The organism is Paenibacillus xanthanilyticus (genome assembly GCF_042682185.1).
In the GTDB taxonomy this organism is placed as follows: Bacteria; Bacillota; Bacilli; order Paenibacillales; family Paenibacillaceae; genus Paenibacillus_Z; species Paenibacillus_Z xanthanilyticus.
Genome location: NZ_JBHUHA010000001.1, coordinates 1330001 through 1346619, shown reverse-complemented (window position 1 = coordinate 1346619; position 16619 = coordinate 1330001). Strand labels below are relative to the sequence as shown.

12 protein-coding genes and 2 riboswitches (1 of these 14 cut by a window edge) are annotated in these 16619 nt (G+C 57.1%); of the genes, 11 read left to right on the top strand and 1 reads right to left on the bottom strand.

The genetic code is table 11. The features are described from left to right. The first annotated feature begins 15 nt into the window (after window positions 1-15). The 7 genes from ACFSKT_RS05505 to ACFSKT_RS05475 all read left to right on the top strand — a co-directional run bounded on the left by ACFSKT_RS05505 (window position 16) and on the right by ACFSKT_RS05475 (window position 9796). Window positions 16-1413: an ABC transporter substrate-binding protein gene (locus ACFSKT_RS05505; RefSeq protein ID WP_377717999.1), complete on the top strand. Its 1398-nt coding sequence runs from the start codon at window positions 16-18 to the stop codon at window positions 1411-1413. 188 nt (window positions 1414-1601) lie between these two features. Further along, window positions 1602-2744, top strand: coding sequence for a multiple monosaccharide ABC transporter substrate-binding protein (chvE, locus tag ACFSKT_RS05500; RefSeq protein WP_377717998.1), 1143 nt, complete (start codon window positions 1602-1604; stop codon window positions 2742-2744). 97 nt (window positions 2745-2841) lie between these two features. Next, window positions 2842-4365 carry a multiple monosaccharide ABC transporter ATP-binding protein gene (mmsA, locus tag ACFSKT_RS05495; RefSeq protein ID WP_377717997.1) on the top strand — a complete coding sequence of 508 codons (1524 nt, stop codon included), beginning with the start codon at window positions 2842-2844 and terminating at the stop codon, window positions 4363-4365. A gap of 6 nt (window positions 4366-4371) precedes the next feature. Continuing rightward, window positions 4372-5535 (top strand): multiple monosaccharide ABC transporter permease, encoded by a 1164-nt coding sequence (gene mmsB, locus ACFSKT_RS05490; RefSeq protein WP_377717996.1) that lies wholly within the window; start codon window positions 4372-4374, stop codon window positions 5533-5535. A 139-nt stretch (window positions 5536-5674) separates the two neighbouring features. Next, a complete protein-coding gene (locus tag ACFSKT_RS05485; protein WP_377718147.1) occupies window positions 5675-6691 on the top strand; it encodes a substrate-binding domain-containing protein in 1017 nt (338 codons plus the stop codon). Between the two features lie 49 nt (window positions 6692-6740). Continuing rightward, entirely contained in the window at window positions 6741-8582 is a 1842-nt protein-coding gene (locus tag ACFSKT_RS05480; RefSeq protein ID WP_377717995.1) for a cache domain-containing sensor histidine kinase, read from the top strand. Further along, on the top strand, window positions 8579-9796 hold the full coding sequence (locus ACFSKT_RS05475; RefSeq protein WP_377717994.1) for a response regulator: 1218 nt from the start codon (window positions 8579-8581) through the stop codon (window positions 9794-9796). Before ACFSKT_RS05480 ends, ACFSKT_RS05475 begins: the two co-directional genes overlap by 4 nt. A 75-nt stretch (window positions 9797-9871) precedes the next feature. On the opposite strand, the gene ACFSKT_RS05470 is transcribed toward ACFSKT_RS05475, so the two are convergent. Next, entirely contained in the window at window positions 9872-11584 is a 1713-nt protein-coding gene (locus ACFSKT_RS05470; RefSeq protein ID WP_377717993.1) for a methyl-accepting chemotaxis protein, read from the bottom strand. A 360-nt stretch (window positions 11585-11944) separates the two neighbouring features. Between ACFSKT_RS05470 and ACFSKT_RS05465 the strand changes: the two genes are divergently transcribed. The 4 genes from ACFSKT_RS05465 to ACFSKT_RS05450 form a co-directional block, all read left to right on the top strand. Beyond that, on the top strand, window positions 11945-13078 hold the full coding sequence (locus ACFSKT_RS05465; RefSeq protein WP_377717992.1) for a SpoIIE family protein phosphatase: 1134 nt from the start codon (window positions 11945-11947) through the stop codon (window positions 13076-13078). A 15-nt stretch (window positions 13079-13093) separates the two neighbouring features. Then, window positions 13094-13176: riboswitch (cyclic di-GMP riboswitch) on the top strand. Between the two features lie 60 nt (window positions 13177-13236). Continuing rightward, a complete protein-coding gene (locus tag ACFSKT_RS05460) occupies window positions 13237-15330 on the top strand; it encodes a flagellar assembly protein A (RefSeq protein ID WP_377717991.1) in 2094 nt (697 codons plus the stop codon). Window positions 15331-15340: 10 nt separating this feature from the next. Then, entirely contained in the window at window positions 15341-15652 is a 312-nt protein-coding gene (locus tag ACFSKT_RS05455; protein WP_377717990.1) for an STAS domain-containing protein, read from the top strand. Between the two features lie 54 nt (window positions 15653-15706). Further along, window positions 15707-15797, top strand: a riboswitch (cyclic di-GMP riboswitch). A 797-nt stretch (window positions 15798-16594) separates the two neighbouring features. Then, window positions 16595-16619: the 5' end (the start) of an HD domain-containing phosphohydrolase gene (locus ACFSKT_RS05450; protein WP_377717989.1), read on the top strand. It continues 1373 nt past the right edge of the window; the window shows 25 of its 1398 coding nt (coding positions 1-25); the start codon lies at window positions 16595-16597; its stop codon lies off the right edge, out of view.

Genomic DNA, 16619 nt, shown 5'->3' with positions numbered 1-16619 from the left:
ACGGAGGGTCTATCTATGATGAAGAACGCCAAACCAACCATCGCCGCCACGATGCTGATCGCGATCAGTCTTTTGACGGCATGCGGCCAGAACGGCGGCAGCGCGAATTCGGAGAACGCGAACTCGGGAGCATCCGCGAATGCAGGCGCCGAAGCGGCGAACAGCAGCACGGCCGCCGGGGGTACGGAAGCCGAACCGGCTGCAGCGCCGGCATCCGAGCCGGTGACGATCGAATTCTGGTACGGACTCGGCGGCAAGCTCGGCGAGCTGATGAAGACGCAGATCGACAAGTTCAATGCCTCCCAGGACGAGGTTATCGTCAAAGGCATCGCGCAAGCCGATTATTCGGAGACGGAGAAGAAGCTGCAGGCCGCCATCGCCGCCAAGCAGGTGCCTGCCGCGGTACTGACCGCCAACTCGGCATGGGCCCGCAAAGGCTTGTATGCCCCGATGGATGAGCTGATCGCGGCGCTGCCGGATTTCAAGGCCGACGACTTCGTGCCGACGTTCCTCAAGCAGGGACAGGTGGACGGCAAGCAGTATTTCCTGCCGATGTACGGCACGACGCAAATTATGTACTACCGTAAGGATGCGCTGGAGAAGGCGGGAATCAAGCCAGAGGACATGAGCACGTGGGAAGGGCTGGCCGCCGCGGCCGCCAAGATGACCGTGAAGGACGGCGACAAGACGACGTTCTACGGGTGGGAGCCGATGTGGGGTTCGGCCAATATGATCGACGCCACGCTCAGCAAGGGCGGACGCATCCTGAGCGAGGACGGCAAGACGGTGACGATCGACGCGAAGGAATGGGTCGACACGTGGGAGCTGTTCCGCAAGTGGATTCATGACGATAAAATCATGCGCATTCATTCCGGCGGACAAGGCTGGGAGTACTGGTACAAGACGATCGACGACGTGATGAAAGGCCAGGCGGCCGGCTACACCGGCTCGAGCGGCGACCAAGGGGATCTGGATTTCTCCATCGTCGCGGCGATGGAGCAGCCGGGTTGGGAAGGCGTCGGGCCGGGCCGTCCGGTCGCCCAAGCGATCAGCGCCGGCATTCCGGCCGCGGCATCGCCGGAGCAGCAGGCGGCGGCCATGAAGTGGTACGCGTTCTTTACGAGCGCCGAGAATACGGCGCTCTGGTCGATGAACACCGGCTATATTGCAGTGCGGCAATCGGCGCTGGAGGACCCGGCCTTCAAGGCGTTCGGGGAGCAGAACCCGCAGTCCCAGGTGCCGCTTAAGCAGGCGACGCACGGCTCGGAGCCGTTCGAGGATCCGACGGGCGGCAAGATCAACGACGCGCTGACCATCGCGGCCGACAAGGTGCAGATCGAGAACGTGCCGGCGGCGCAAGCGCTCAAGGAAGCGCAGGAGACGGCGCAGCGCGAGCTGGACCGGCTGAAATAAGAATGACGAGGGCCGATCGGAGCAATCCGGTCGGCTCTCTTTTCGTTTCCTGCCTTAACGCCCGATGACTGCGGCCCACGTTGATTTTTTATAAAAATCCGTAAATTTATTGCAAAGACCCAGGCCGGCCCAATCTCCTAAGATAGACCTATCGCTTCATCACCAACCGAAAGGGGATAACGAACAAGATGAGAAAAGCGCTTACGCTCATCATGATGACGATGCTCGTCATCGTACTCGCGGCTTGCGGAGGCAATAACGGCGGCACTAACGCCGGCAGCGGCGGCAACGCGGGAGGGAATACGGCGGCGGAAGGCACCGCAAGCGAGAGCGGTGGCGGCGACAAGGGCAAGGTCGGGATCGCGATGCCGACCAAGTCGTCCGAACGCTGGGTGGCGGACGGCGACAATATGAAGAAGGAATTCGAGGCGCTCGGCTACGAGGTCGACCTGCAGTACGCAGAGGATGTCATTGAGAATCAAGTGTCGCAAATCGAGAACATGATCACCAAGGGCGCCAAGGTGCTCGTCATCGCATCGATCGACGGCGAATCGCTGACCGACGTGCTGCAGAAGGCGGCCGACCAGGACATTAAAGTCATCGCCTACGACCGGCTGATCAAGAACTCGGAGCATGTCAGCTACTACGCAACGTTCGATAATTTCAAGGTCGGCGTGCTTCAAGCCTCCTACCTCGAAGAGAAGCTGGGGCTCAAGGACGGCAAAGGGCCGTTCAACATCGAGCTGTTCGCGGGCTCGCCGGACGACAACAACGCGTACTTCTTCTTCGACGGCGCGATGTCGGTGCTGAATCCGTACATCGAGAGCGGCAAGCTCGTCGTCAAGAGCAAGCAGACGAGCATGGAGCAGGTCGCGACGCTCCGCTGGGACGGGGCCACCGCCCAATCCCGGATGGATAACCTGCTGAGCGCGAATTATGCGGACGACGTCGTTCACGCGGTGCTGTCGCCCTACGACGGCATCAGCATTGGCATCATTTCCTCGCTGAAAGGCGTGGGCTACGGCTCCGGCGACAAGCCGATGCCGGTCATCAGCGGCCAAGACGCAGAGCTGGCGTCGATCAAGTCGATCATCGCCGGCGAGCAGACGTCGACCGTGTTCAAGGATACGCGCGAGCTGGCCAAGGTCGCGGTGAAAATGGCCGAGGCGGTCATCGAAGGCAAGGAAGCGGAAGTCAATGATACGAAGACGTACGACAACGGCGTGAAAGTCGTGCCTTCCTTCCTGCTGGAGCCGATATCGGTGGACAAAGAGAACTACAAGCAAGTGCTCGTCGATTCGGGCTACTATTCCGAGGATGAGTTGAACTAATCGCGGGGCACGATCAGAACGGACGCGATCTCGAGGGACGCGCTATACCGCCCGACAGATCCGTCCTTCATATTTCGAGGGGCTGGTGACGGCTACGATGAACGTTTTATTGGAAATGCGCAACATCACCAAAACCTTCCCCGGCGTCAAGGCGCTCGGGAATGTCAACTTGAAGGTCAAGGAAGGCGAAATCCATGCGCTGATGGGCGAGAACGGCGCCGGCAAATCGACGCTCATGAAGGTGCTCTCCGGCGTCTATCCGCACGGCACCTACGAAGGCGATATTTTGTTTAATGGAACGGTGTGCGAATTCCGTTCGATCCGGCACAGCGAAGAGCTCGGAATCGTCATCATCCACCAGGAGCTGGCGCTCATTCCGCAGCTGTCCATTGCAGAAAATATCTTCCTCGGCAACGAACAGGCGAAGCGAGGCATCATCGATTGGCACGAAACGACGGTCCGTACGCGGGAGCTGCTGCAGAAGGTGGGCTTGAGCGAAAATCCGAACACGGAGGCCGGCTCGATCGGCGTCGGCAAGCAGCAGCTCGTTGAGATCGCCAAGGCGTTGTCCAAGAAGGTCAAGCTGCTTATCCTGGATGAGCCGACGGCCGCCTTGAACGAGGAAGACAGCGAGAACCTGCTGCGGCTCATGCTCGCGTTCAAAGAACAGGGCATCACCTCGATCATCATTTCGCACAAGCTGAACGAGATCATGAAGGTCGCGGATTCCATCACCATTCTGCGCGACGGCCATACGATTGAGACGCTGGACGTGCGAGCCGATCACATTACCGAGGAACGGATCATCCGCGGCATGGTCGGCCGCGACCTGACGCACCGCTATCCGGAGCGGGAACCGAAGATCGGCGGCACCCTGTTCGAAGCGAAGCATTGGACGGTCCATCATCCGCTGCAGGGAGACCGCAAGGTCGTCGACGACGTCAGCTTCGAGGTCAAGCGAGGCGAGATCGTCGGCATTGCCGGTCTCATGGGGGCAGGCAGAACGGAGCTTGCGATGAGCATCTTCGGCCAGGCGTACGGGAAGCGGATCAGCGGGCAGCTGTTCAAGGAAGGTCGGGAGCTCAAGCTGACCGACATCAGCCAAGCGATCGAAGCCGGCATCGCGTACGTGACCGAGGACCGCAAGGAATACGGCTTGATTCTGATGGACGACATCAAGCGCAACACGACGCTGGCCAACTTGAAGCATATCTCCAAATGGTTCGTCGTCGACGATAACCGCGAAGTGATCGAGGCGGAAGGGTTCCGCAGCCGGATGAAGATCAAGACGCCGAGCATTCACCAGAAGACGGGCAACTTGAGCGGCGGCAACCAGCAGAAGGTCGTGCTGAGCAAGTGGATGTTCACCGGACCGGACCTGCTGATCCTCGACGAGCCGACGCGCGGCATCGACGTCGGGGCGAAATTCGAAATTTATACCATCATCAACGAGCTCGCCGATCAAGGCAAAGGCATTCTCATGATCTCCTCCGAGCTGCCGGAGCTGCTCGGCATGTGCGATCGCATCTACGTAATGAACGAAGGCCGCTTCACGGGCGTCGTTCCGCGCGCGGAGGCGAGCCAGGAGGTCCTGATGAAATACATGACTAGCAGGGGGTAGAACGGCATGGCAACCGCGCTTCGCGCCATTCGCGGCAATGTTCGGCAGTATGGCATGATTATTGCCCTTATCTTTATTATGCTGCTGTTCCAGTTTCTATCGGACGGCATACTGCTCAAGCCGCTGAACATTACGAATTTGATTCTACAGAACAGCTATATTCTCATTCTCGCGATCGGCATGCTGCTCGTGATCATTACGGGCCATATCGACCTGTCCGTCGGTTCGGTCGCGGCGTTCGTCGGCGCCGTATCGGCCATTATGATGGTGAATCACCAGATGCCCTTCCCGATCGCCATGGTGCTGTCGCTGCTGATCGGCGCGGCGGTCGGCGCCTGGCAGGGCTTCTGGGTCGCCTACGTACGCATCCCTTCCTTTATCGTGACGCTGGCGGGCATGCTGCTGTTCCGGGGATTGACGATGCTCGTGCTGGACGGCAAATCCGTCGCGCCGTTCTCCGACGGCTTCCGCGCGATGAGCACCGGGTTCATCCCGAACCTTCCTGGGGAATGGAGCCTCCACATGGTCACGCTGGGTATCGGCATCGTGCTGTCCATGCTGTACGTCTTCATGGAATGGCGGGGGCGGCTGATTCAGCAGCGCTATCAATTCGAGGTGTTGGCGACCCCGCTTTACGCGGCCAAGCTGATCGTCATCGTGCTCGTGATCAATCTGTTCACCTACGTGCTCGCCTCCTACAAAGGACTGCCGAACATTCTCATCCTGCTGCTCGCGCTCGTCGCGGTATATACATTCGTCATGCGCAAAACGATCATGGGACGGCATATTTACGCGCTGGGCGGCAACGAGAAGGCGGCGAAGCTGTCGGGCGTGAAGACCAAGAAAGTGACCTTCTGGGTGTTCGTCAATATGGGCGTCATGGCGGCGCTTGCGGGCCTCGTGTTCGCCGCGCGACTGAATGCCGCCACGCCGAAGGCCGGCGTCAATTTCGAGCTGGACGCGATCGCGGCGGCGTTCATCGGCGGCGCTTCGGCCAGCGGAGGCGTCGGCACGGTCATCGGCGCCATCATCGGCGGCCTGGTGATGGGCGTCATGAATAACGGCATGTCGCTCATCGGACTCGGCATCGATTATCAGCAGGGGATTAAAGGACTTGTGCTGCTGCTGGCGGTCGCGTTCGATTTGTATAACAAAAACAAAGCTTCCTAAGTTTCTCGCCATCGGAAAGGCGCGGCTAAGGCGCACGTATGCGCGTAAGCCGCGCTTTTGCCGTTTCGATGACGTATGCGCTTTCATGCGAGGATGCTATAATGGGATGCGATTAAGCAGCATACCGGGAGGGATCGTGGTGAAGAAGCTCCTGCTTCTGTATTTGGTGTTGATCGTCACCTTCATGGCTTACCTTTACACCGCATATTTCCGGGAGAGCGACGGCGGCATGAATACGGTGACCGGTCTTCATGGCGAGCGGGACGAGAAGTACGTGATGGTCAATTTTTTGACCGGAATCGATTATTGGAAGAACGCGCTCAAGGGTTTCGAGGATGCGGCGGAGGCGCTCGGCGTGTCGGTGGAATACCGGGGCTCCACGCGATACGACGTGCACGAGGAGGCGATGGTGCTCGAGCAGGTCATCGCGCGCAAGCCGGCCGGGATCGCCGTGAGCGCCATTAATTCGGAGGCGCTGAACGCCGCCATCGCCAAGGCAGCCGAAGCCGGCATCCCCGTCGTGATGTTCGATTCCGACGCGCCGAACAGCAAGGCGCTGTCGTTCCTCGGCACGGACAACTACAGCGCCGGCGCGACGGCGGCTCGCCATATAGCGGAGTTGGCCGGCTCGGAAGGGAAAGTGGGCATCATCACCCACCCGAACCAGTTGAATCACCAGGAACGAACGAAGGGCTTCGACGAAACGCTGCGCGCGGAATTCCCGGGGCTTGAGCTCGTCAGCATCGCCGACGGCAAAGGCGACCAGCTCGAATCGGAGAAGCAGGCACTGGCGATGATGCGGCTTCATCCGGACCTGGCCGGCATCTTCGTCACCGAGGCCAACGGCGGCGTCGGCGCGGGCAACGCGGTGCTGAAGGAGAGCAAGCTCGGGCAGGTTCGCATCATTAGCTTCGATACGAACAAAGGGACGCTCGACATGGTCAAGAGCGGCACGATCGCGGCGACGCTGGCGCAGGGGACATGGAACATGGGCTACTGGTCGCTGATGCAGCTTTTCCACGCGCATCATGAGCGGAGCGACGGCATGCCGGAGTCGCGGGACTTGGGCTCGGTGGCGTTCCCGCTGCCCGCCTACGTCGATACCGGCATCAGCGTCGTGACTCGGGCGAACGTCGACCGCTATTACGCCAAGTAGCGTTGAGGCGCTTCGGCCAACTAGGCGATCGAAAGGAAGGGAGAGCCCCGTGCCTATCAAATGGCTTCAGCATCATAACTGGTCGATCCGCTACAAGCTGATCGTTCACTTCCTGTTGATCAGTACCCTTCCGGCCCTGTGCATCGGCATTCTTATCGCCTGGGCGACGAACGGGACGATCGAGAAGCAGGTCAACGATCACACCGGGCAGCTGATCGGCAACGTGAACAAGTCGCTCGATCATTACGCGTCGAATCTGCAGAGCATAACGTACTTCATTGCGATGAATCCGGACATGCAAGCCTTTCTGCGAGATGGCCCTTCGGCGATCGCGGGCGATGAGGTCCAGTACCGGACGAGCAAATTTCTCGAGGGGTTCACGACGCTGTACAGCGAGGTGGCCGGCATCATGGTCGTCAACGCGAAAGGCGAATATGTGAGCAACGATATGTACGCGCGCAACAACCGCAAGCTGACGGAGGAGAGCTGGTACCAAGAGGCGGTCGGCGCGCAGGGCATCTTCCGCTTAATCGGCCATCCGGCCGGACGAGGCGTGATCACGCATGCCAATTACAAGGATAGCGAGATCGTCTCCGGCGTCCGTGCGATTCTGCAGCCCGAGTCCCAGCGGACGGAAGGCGTCGTGCTGATCGACCTGAAGCTGCGCGTGATCGCCGAGACGCTGCGCGACGTGACGCTCGGCAAGTCGGGGTACTTGATGGTGCTCGACGACAAGGGCGAGACCATCTACGCGCCGCGCAGCTCCGTCGCCGGACTGTTCGACGCCAGCCGGTTGGCCGGCTCATCAGGCACCTTCTCGCAGGAAGCGGGCGGGACGGATCTGCAGTTTATTTATCAGCGCTCCCCCTTTACCAATTGGACGACGGTCGGCGTGTTCCCGGTCGCCGATACGGTGCAGGAGAACAAGGACTTAAACCTGTATTTGGTATCGTTCGTGTTCATCGTCTGCATGCTCGGCATTGCGGCCTCTTATTATCTATCCCACTCGATTTCGCGGCCCATCTCGCAGCTGGCTTCGTTGATGCGCAAGGTGGAGGACGGCAATTTGCATATCCGGATCAACGGAACGCGCCAGGACGAGGTCGGCATGCTCGGGCAAAGCTTCAACACCATGCTGACGCAGATCAACCGGCTGATCGGCCAGGTCGGAGAGGAGCAGCGGCAGAAACGGGAGGCGGAGCTGAGAAGCTTGCAGGCGCATATCCAGCCCCATTTTCTGTACAACACGCTCGATACGATCCAATGGCTAGCCCGCAAGGACGGCGCACGGGAGGCCGCCGAGGTGGTGGAGTCGCTCTCCAGATTGTTCCGCATCGGGCTTAGCAAAGGGCAGGAGATGATTACGCTCGGCGAAGAGCTGGCGCACATCCGAAGCTATCTCAACATTCAGCAGACCCGGTACAAGGAAAAGCTCCATTACGCGATCGAGGTCGACGAAGAGGCGTTCGGCCATTGGTTCGTCCCGAAGGTGTTCTTGCAGCCGATCGTGGAGAACGCCATCTATCATGGGATCAAAGAGCGCCGCGGTCCGGGGCTGATCACGATCCGCGCGTCCGCCCATGGCGGCGTCATCCGCCTCGCGGTCGAAGATAACGGGGCGGGAATGAGCGAGGAGCGGCGCGCCGAACTGCAGCGGATGCTGGATGCTTGCGGCAAGCCGCAGGCCGAGAGGAACGACGCGAATTCCGGCCTTCGGCCGGAGGCGCCGAAGCCGATCGGCAGCTACGGGCTGCGCAACGTGCAGGAACGCATTCGACTCAGCTTCGGCGAGCGGTACGGCATATCGGTAGCCAGCCAGCCGAAAGCGGGAACGGTCGTGACGATCGACCTTCCCGTCATCTGGTCCAGAGAGGAGGGAGCGGTATCGTGATCGAGAATTGGAGAGTCATGATTGCCGACGATGAATCGATTATACGCGAGGGCATCCGGCGCTCGATTCCATGGGAGCAGCTCGGCCTTACGGTCGTCTGCGAAGCGGAGGACGGCGAAGAAGCGCTGGAGCTGGCCGAACGCCACCGCGTGCATATTATGCTCGTCGACCTCAGCATGCCGATCATGAACGGATTGACGCTCATTACGCATATCCGGGAGCGGCAGCCGGATTGCAAGATCGTGATCATCACCGGCCACGACGAATTCGCGTACGCGCATGAAGCGATCAAGCTGAACGTGGACGACTATATCTTGAAGCCGGTTAATCCGGAGGCGTTAACCGTTGTGCTGGAGCGCGTCGCCGGCAAGCTCAAGGCGGCGGTCATGCAGGACGAGCGTCTGCAGATGGCGTCGAAGCAAATCGAGAAGAACATGACGCAGCTGCGCGAACGGTTCTGCCTGGAGTGGATCCAGGATCATCCGGCGCGGGAAGAGGTGTTGGAACAGCTGGCTTTCCTCCGGTTGCCGGCTGAAGCGCCGCGGCTCGTCGGCGTGCTGCGATGGCCGGAGCAAGCGGGCGGACGCTCGTTCTATTCGGAGCGTGACCGGCAGCTGCTGCTCTTCGCGATGGAGAATATCGTGGAGGAATGTTTGCGCGATTTCGATCATGTTCATTTCCGTGATCCGAGCGGACTGATCGTTCTCTTGATCTGGGGCGTGCCGGAAGCCGCGCAGCTGGAGCGGATAACGAGCAGCATCGCGGACTATTTGAGAATCCACGTACTGACCAGCTTTCAGGCGACCGGCGGGGAGCTCTCGCGCATTCCGAAGCTGTACGGCGAGGCGAAGACGGCCGTCTATCGGGCAAGCCGGTTATCGCCGTTGGTGCGCAGGACGAAGGAGATTATCGAGACCCGCTACTTCGAACCGCACCTGTCGCTCGAGGGCGTGGCCGCGGAGCTGTGCGTCTCGACCGTCTACCTAAGCCGCATCTTCAAGCAGGAGGCGGGCATCTCGTTCGTCGGCATGCTCACCGGCGCCCGGATCAAGCAGGCGCTTCAGCTCCTCTGCGAGACGGACTTGGCCATGCACGAGATTGCGGAGCGCATCGGCTACGAGACCCAGCATTACTTCAGCACGGCGTTCAAGAAGGCGGTGGGCGTATCCCCCAACCAGTATCGGAAGAGCTCGGTCGCGGGGGTCGGAAAATAAGGGAATCGCAAAATGCAACAATAGGGTATCGCTCGTCATTAGATGACGAGGATACCCTATTGTTATTTATTGTAGTCAGATTTTAAATTGCTTGATGATGCGCTGCAGATCGTCCGCCAAGCTGGCAAGCGCTTGGGAGGAAGACGAGATCTCTTCCATGGAGGCAAGCTGCTCTTCCGTCGCGGCCGAGATGTTCTGCGTCATCGATGCCGAGTCGCTCGCGACCGCGTGAACGTCCCGGATCGAGGCGTTCACGTTCGCCGTTCCGTCGGCCAGCTTCCGCAGATCCGCGGAAATGTCTTCGATTTGCGCGACGACGCTGCTGACCGCCTGCTCGATTTTTTGGAACGAGCCGCCTGCATGATTCACGACCGTCAAGCCGCTGTTCACCTCTTGCGCCGCTTTCTCCATCGTCCGCAGCGTCGTCTCCGTATCCTGCTGAATCAGTTGAATGAGCTGCGAGATTTGGTCTGTCGATTGATTGGACTGTTCGGCGAGCTTGCGCACTTCGCCCGCGACGACGGCGAATCCTTTGCCGTGTTCGCCCGCGCGCGCGGCTTCGATCGCCGCATTCAAGGCGAGCAGGTTGGTCTGTGCCGAGATGCCGGAGATGACATTCGTGATCTGCTCGATTTCGTTCGAGCGCTCGTTCAAGCTTTTTACCGCGTCGAACAAGCTGCTCACGTTGGCGTAGATGGAGTTCATCTGCGTACCCACTTCGCTGATCGCTTGGTTGCCCTCGGACGACACGGCCGACGCGTGCAGGGCGTCCTGCTTCATCCGGTCCGTCGAGTCGGCGATCGATTGCGTATAGCCGGCCATGTCGGATATCGCGTTCGTGCTATCGGATACCAGCTGCGCTTGCTTATCCGTCCCGACCGCGAGCTCCTGCACCGTGAGCGTGACGTGTTCGCTCGCCTTGCTGCTCTGCACGGCGCTGGCGCTCAGCTCTTCGGCTGACGCGGCGACTTGGAAGGTCGACTCGTGGACAGAGCCGAACACCGTCTGGAGATTCGCCGTCATACTGTTCAGGGATGCGACGAGCTGGCCGATTTCATCCTTCGAAATATAGCTGCCTTTCACGGTGAAATCGCCTTGTTCCGCTTCGGTCAGCAATCGCTTGACTTCCTTAACCGGCTTGACGATCATGCGCGAGATCACGAGGCTGAGCGCCACGAGAGCGAGAAGCGCGGCAGCGACGACGGAGGAGACGAACACCGTGACGTCTTTTACATCTTGCTGGTTGGTTTCGTTAATGATGCCGGCATTTTCGACGTTGTACTTCTGCAGCGCTTTCAGCGTGTCGTTCACCAGCTTGCGCATCGCTTCCACGTTCTCGTGATAATGCGCGTACGCTTCGGCGTTCTTATTGGCTGCGGCCAACTGGATCACTTCGCTGCGGGCCTTCGCCAAATTCGCGGCATGCTCCCGGTATTGCGTCAGCAGTTTGTTCTCTTCAGCCGTAAGTTCGCTGCTGGCGAGTTCGTCGATCATCGCATCGATCTCTTCCCAAGCGGAGGCGATTTCGTCGATGAGCTCCTGATTGCGAGCGGGGTCCTCTGTCGTCAGCAGCTCAAGCGTGTACGCGTCGCTTGCTCTGGCGTTGACCCGAATCTGCATGATGGTATTCAGCGGGATCAAATTGTGCTCGTACATATGCTCCGAGTTTTGGGCAATGTCTCTCATATAATTGATGCCCAGTGTGCCGACCGACCCGAGTCCTACCGCGCTTACGAAGATCAGAAGTGTCAGTTTTTTCGATATGCTGAGGTTTCGTAGAAGTTTCATTTCGCTATCCCCTTCGATATAGATGAGAACGCAACGGATAACTTACGTCCTGTATATGCTCTATTTATCGTCAGGTGAGGCGCGAAGATAATAGGTAATAGGAGGGGAATTGCTCCCTTTGCGGACCGCTAACAAGGTGAAAGGGCGGTGACGATAACGGCTTTACGCCGCCAGTGTAGGATTGGGCGAGATGATCGGCAATCCGGATGTGTTCGATTCCTTGACGTACAAGGACAGCTCCAGCTGCTTGGCCTTTTGATAGGGCTTATTTTTAACGGATGAGGTCAAAATAAAGGATAATACGGTCAAATTGTCGGGTTATGTCGAAGTGAGGTAATTGCGCCAAGAGGGGAGGGGCTCATGGGTATTCTGATCGTTGACGATTCGCCGATGATGCAGCATTTGTTCCGGGATGTCTTAGTACGAGAAGGTTACGCAAATGTTCACACGGCTAGCTCCGCTGATGAAGCCTTTATGTTTTTGGGTATCCATGACGAGGAACGTCCCAAGAAAACCACGGTGCAGATCAATTTAATCCTGCTGGACATTGTCATGCCCGGCATGGACGGAATCGAAGCGTGTAAAATCATTAAGAAACACGATACGTATAAGGACACGCCCATCATTTTCATTACGGCCAGCAAAAGCCAAATTATGGATGCGTTTTTGGCGGGGGGAATGGATTTCATCCAAAAAGACTTTGAGCAGTACGAACTGCTGGCTCGGGTCAAATCCGCGCTGAGTCTGAAGAGAGAGATGAATGCCCGGATTGCCAGAGAGATCAAAATTCGCAGGGAGCTTCAGTTGGCCAAGCAGGTTCAAAAAAGCGTCTTGAGTCAACCGATTGTCGACGGCAACATCCAAATTCATGGCAAATATCTTGAGTCCGACGAAGTTTCGGGCGATATGTTCTACTGGGCTCAGGTCTCGGAGGATCAATACGCCATATTGGTGCTTGATGTGTCCGGTCATGGTTTGTCATCGGCGCTCATCACGATGTCGGTTCGGTCATTGCTCGAGCGGACGATTAGGCAAGAAGTCGAGCCTGAACGCGTCTTTACGGAATTAAACGAGCAAATGGTGCAGTTGTTCGGCGGCGGCAAGAAGCTGATTTATTTTACGGCCCTCTATCTGCTCGTCGACGTGAAAACGAAAATGATTCATTATTTCAACGCGGGTCATCCGCCGGGTCTTGTGCTGTCCAATGACAAGGTCATCGACCGGTTAACCACGACGACGGTTCCGATCGGCGTGAAGAAGAATCCGCCCGTCAAAACGGGAATGCTTCACTATGAGAACCAAACGCGGATCATTCTATATACGGATGGGCTCGTGGAGACGCCGGGCGTGCCGGTATCGGTCAGCATTAATAAGCTGTCCGACTATGTCTCTTTGCTGCGCGGCCAGTCGAATGAATCGTTCTTGGAAGAAGTGGCCGTAATCAAGCAAAACCGAAGCGACGATATCTGTATCATATCGATCCTCTTATCCTAGATATTGGCAGATACATCATGATAAAGGCAAACTCGTACGAAAGTCGGGGACGCAAAGCGGCGGGCCTACGTCATTACGTCGGCAGCCGGGTTACCGAATGGGGCCGGAGAGACTGCCATTCTGGCGGTCCCTTCCTTTTTTACAGGCGAATAAGGACGGTGATTGCAGTGGAAGCAAGCGTCATATCGAGAGGCAAAACGGTTCAGCATGCGGTGGAAACGGCATTAACGCTGCTCGGCACAACGAAAGATCACGTTCATATTGAAATATTGGAGTCGGAAACGCGCGGCGTTCTGGGACTCATGGCCAAAAAAGCGGTCGTCCGCGTGACCCGAAAGACCGAGATCTCCAAGGAGGAGAGCCGCTCCCCGATGTCCGTAGCGCTGGAAGAATACATATCGGAGGAGTTATCCGGCACTCAAGCGGATCAAGCGGATCAATCGAAACAACCGAATCATACGAAGGCTACCGAGGCGCACAGTTCCCGTTCGAAGGCCTATTCAGGCAAAGCGTGGATTGAAAATGGCATCATCGGCACCCTGGACGCGCCCGACCAATTTCCGTTAATAAGCCCTATGAAAGAGGGGAAGCTGTACAAGAATGGGAACCTGGTCGAGCAAACGACGACGATCGTGGAGCGAGACGTCTTTCGCGTGGAACTGATCAATGAGGATCAACGCCCCGTCTGGTCAATCGAAATTGACGACCGGAACATGAAGGCTCGCCTGAACGTAGAGCCCGGTTTTCGCATCACTCGCACGCTCAAAGATCAGGCCCCGACCTCGCATCTGACACTTCTCGCCGCCGAAGATAAACAGCCGCTCGCCATTAACATGCAGGATGTCTTGAACGAACTCAAAGCGCGGGGCGTAACGGTCGGCATTCTATCCGAGAATATCGCCATGGCGTGCAAAAGCGTCGTCCGCGGCAGTTTCGAGATCGCGATTGGGCAGGAGCCGGTCCCGGGCAAAAACGGTTATTTGAAGCCCTTGTTCGAGACGAACGAGAATCAGGCCATCATGCCGAAGACGCGTCCGGACGGCACGATCGATTACCGCGAAATCAAAGAGTTCCCATCCGTAACGGAAGGCAGGGTCATTGGGCTAATTATGCCGCCCGAGCCCGGGAAGCCTGGACTCGATGTCATGGGTAGGCGCGTGGAGCCGGAACCGGTGCACGAGCTGCAATTGAAGTTGGGCGAGGGCGTCACCCTGCTGGACGACCCAACGAAGGTGTTGTCCATTCAATCCGGACGGCCGAATCTTGTGCAGAAAGGCGTTCACGCCGAACTCTCCATCGTCCCCAAACTGGTGCATGGCGCTGATGTAGACATTGCCTCGGGCAATATCCGCTTTCAAGGCGACGTCGATATTTTGGGAACCGTCCAAGACGGGATGACCGTGGAGGCAGAGGGCAGCGTCATGGTACGCGGGAACGTGAACATTGCTCGGATTAAGACAGGCCATTCCTTGATCATACATGCCAACGTGATCGGCAGCGATGTTGTTGCAGGCAAAGGCAGCATGTTCACGGCGGAAGCGTACCCGCTGCTACTTGACATTCACGAAAAAGCGAAGTTTTTGCGCAATGCGGTCGTGCAAGTGAACAATGCCAGCGCATTCAAGGCGACCGATTATAACGAGAAAGGGCTTGGGCCGCTCATCAAGGTACTGCTGCAAGGTAAATTCAAATTGCTTCGCGAAACGATCGTGGATTTGACCAAGATGGTCATGGACGCGACGGCGGAGATTGATCCCGAGTGGACCGAATACGCCGGATATCTAAGAAAAGCCTTTTTGAATCCAGTGTCGAGCACGATCAAAGAATTGAAAGACTTGGACGGTTTTATCGAGAAGACGGAATTTTGGATGTCGAAGGCCCAGCCGTCCCAGGAACAATCGCTGCTCTGCCAATTCGCGTATGCCCAGAACAGCACGATTTATTGCGAGGGCGACATCAATGCGCTTCAAGGCTGCTACAATACGACCATCTACAGCAGCGGACTGCTCGTGGTGAAAGGGTTTCTGCGCGGCGGCGAGTATTTTGCGAAGAACGGCGTTCGCGCGGCGGAAGTCGGTTCGGTTAGCGGAAGCATCACGAAAATCCGCGTTCCGGCCGGAGCGGAGATTCATTTGACCAAGGCGATGGAGTCCACGATCCTGCAAATCGGCACGCGCGTCCAACAACTGACGCAGGAGACGTCTCATATTCGCGCTAAGCTGGATGCGGACGGCGTGTTACACATTCATTAGGGGGAAAGACATGTTCCAATACCAACTAAACGCCGAAGCGAACAAGGCGCTGATCGCCATCGTGGGCGATATCGACATCGACGGAACCGAGTTAATGGAAGACGAGATCCTGCCGGCGCTTATGGCATACGATGCGGCCACGATCGATATGTCGGAAGTGTACTTTGTGGACTCATCCGGGATCGGTCTCCTGATCAAACTCGTGCAAACGCTGCAGGAATCGGACAAGATCGTGAAAATCAAGGATGTGCGGCCCGAAGTGAACGAAGTGTTCGAGCTTCTTCATATCCAGGATATATTGGGTGAAGAGGTGTTCAGTTAAGAAAAAGAATTTGGAAGCCGTAATATACTAATAAGCATGTCGAATCATGTCGATATAGAAAGTGGGCAATCTACAGGAAACTGTAGGGCGCAAAACTATAGGGGCTAAGGCAAGCATACGCTTGCTACGCTTGCCAGCTGCCGGAGAAGGAACCTATGAAGCACCGAGTTCTGCGTGTTCAGTATGTCATGGGGTAACTTGCGATAGGGGGCTGGTTGGTTTTACCAGTCCCTTTTTCTATTACGCTATTCTAATTTTCCAACATACAACCAGAGGGGAGGAGAGTCCATGCAAACAAAAAACGTGTACACATGTTTGTTGTTTTCGTTCGGCGTTATTCTCCTTGGCTGGTTGTTTTACCAACATAACCACTTATCGTGGGGACAGACGCTGCCCATCTTGCTCTTGATCGTGCTATTCGATTTTTTTCCGGTTCGCAGTATGAGCGGAAGACCGTACAGCGGCAGCATTGTTGGTTTTGTGATTTTGCTGCTCATGTGTGGCATTCCTGAGACGCTTCTTGGCGTCAGTTTTAGCGCCCTCGCTATTTTTTTGAAGGAAGCGGGGTTTCGGCCGTCCGGCATTTCGTGGTTTCGTGTGTTCTCCACGATGGGGATGTACAAGGTTTGCGTCTTAGCCTCTGCTTTCTTTGTTGGGCTTTTGCCAGAGGGTAACCCAATTCTCCACATCTTGATCGGCAGCTTCGTCTTCGAATACGTACGCATCCTCATGACAACTTTCGGTCTAAATACGGCGTACGGTACCAAGATGAAAAGGGAAAAGCTGGCTGAGCTGATTATTCCAATTGGTATATGCATGTTGGTTGTCCCTAACTACATCGATAAAACCGACGTGATCAGCCTATATAGAGAAGTGATCTATTCGCTGTTCTTTCTTACTATTGTATTATTGTTCTCGAGCGGATACTTGCGCCAGGCGAAGTTGAGAAAGAAGACGAGCGAGGAAT

Excerpts from the sequence above, each read along its gene's own strand:
- ACFSKT_RS05505 (WP_377717999.1), top strand. The coding sequence starts at position 16 with ATGATGAAGAACGCCAAACCAACCATCGCCGCCACGATGCTGATCGCG.
- chvE (WP_377717998.1), top strand. The coding sequence starts at position 1,602 with ATGAGAAAAGCGCTTACGCTCATCATGATGACGATGCTCGTCATCGTA.
- mmsA (WP_377717997.1), top strand. The coding sequence starts at position 2,842 with ATGAACGTTTTATTGGAAATGCGCAACATCACCAAAACCTTCCCCGGC.
- mmsB (WP_377717996.1), top strand. The coding sequence starts at position 4,372 with ATGGCAACCGCGCTTCGCGCCATTCGCGGCAATGTTCGGCAGTATGGC.
- ACFSKT_RS05470 (WP_377717993.1), bottom strand. The coding sequence starts at position 11,584 with ATGAAACTTCTACGAAACCTCAGCATATCGAAAAAACTGACACTTCTG.
- ACFSKT_RS05465 (WP_377717992.1), top strand. The coding sequence starts at position 11,945 with ATGGGTATTCTGATCGTTGACGATTCGCCGATGATGCAGCATTTGTTC.
- ACFSKT_RS05455 (WP_377717990.1), top strand. The coding sequence starts at position 15,341 with ATGTTCCAATACCAACTAAACGCCGAAGCGAACAAGGCGCTGATCGCC.